The organism is Microbacterium sp. HSID17254 (assembly GCF_003989315.1).
GTDB lineage: Bacteria > Actinomycetota > Actinomycetes > Actinomycetales > Microbacteriaceae > Microbacterium.
In genome coordinates this window covers 1-1126 of the sequence record NZ_RBLT01000108.1, presented here as the reverse complement: position 1 = coordinate 1126, position 1126 = coordinate 1, and the positions used below count along the sequence as shown (strand labels likewise).

General features: G+C 64.8%; 1 protein-coding gene. It reads right to left on the bottom strand.

Annotated elements, in window-relative coordinates; genetic code table 11:
* Positions 1–378: 378 nt before the first annotated feature.
* Complete coding sequence (locus tag D8M34_RS17980) at positions 379–1092, bottom strand: MgtC/SapB family protein (protein WP_126894705.1); 714 nt, start codon at positions 1090–1092, stop codon at positions 379–381.
* Between the last annotated feature and the right edge of the window lie 34 nt (positions 1093–1126).

Here is a 1126-nt window from a genome sequence, read left to right as displayed (position 1 = left end):
AGCCGCGAGGAAGCCCAGGACCGGAACAGACTGGAGAATGTCTAGAATGGGTAGCATCACCTTATCTGCACTCCGCACCCGCGCCGCAGCCGTAGCGTCAACGAAGGTGCAGATCCCCGAGACCGCGAGCGCGGCGACCATCCGTCGCAGCGAACGCCCCGCGCAGTACGGCAGGTGAGACGGATCGGTGGACACGGCGAGCTGTGCGGTTTCTGGCTCCCAATGCGCTGATGTGCCGTAAGCAAGCCGCACACTCAGCCAGAACAGGACAGCAGCTCCGCGACACACGATTACGTCGGCAGCGGTGCGGCCGGGATGGGTAAGAACCCCGCGGGCGGGAAAGAATATGCCTAGTGAGGACATCGCGGACTACCTGTCTTACTCGTCGCGGCCGGAGTAGCGGTCGTCAACCTGCCAGCGGACGCTGGTCACCGATGGCTCAAGGGATAGTCGGCTGACAGCAGCCTCCATCTGTTTGTCATCGCGTTGCTCGGCGGTCAGCGCCGCACATACCTCCACCAAGTTGACGGCGCCAGCGTTCCTGCTCTCAACCGACTGCAACGCAAAGTCAGTGCGGGACAGGTCCTGCACCAACAGGTTCCGCACGTGTGCTTCACTCTTATCTTGGGTAACGTCGCGGAACGTGTCCCTCGTCGGTGCCTCCCGCCCAGTGTCCGGCCGGCGGTCCACCACCCCACCCAACGGACGCAGCACCACGTTGACCACCACCACCACCACCGTCCCAGCCACCGCGCTCTCGTAGAGCCCGGCGCCAGCCAGCGAGCCCACCGCACCCGAGCTGCACATGGGGGAAGGAGGTTGCAGCCGGCGGACGGGCAGAACGTGTCCCAGGACCACTCCGGGGCCGGGAAACCGAATGCCGGGCAGGAGCTGCGCCGCACCCCTGGGCGGATCAGCGGTGCTCCCGGCGACTCCGTATGCAGGTAACAACACAAGCAACGCCGCACCTGCCGCCACGAGGGCGTTAGTACGCAACCCAGCCATCCGGGCGCGGTACTGGCGCTCGAACCCAATAAGTGTACCCAGCCCGACACCAGCGCCCAGGCGGAGGAGCATCTCCGCAATCTCCATTTACGTCCGCTCCTTTCTACCTGGTAGTAGCTAA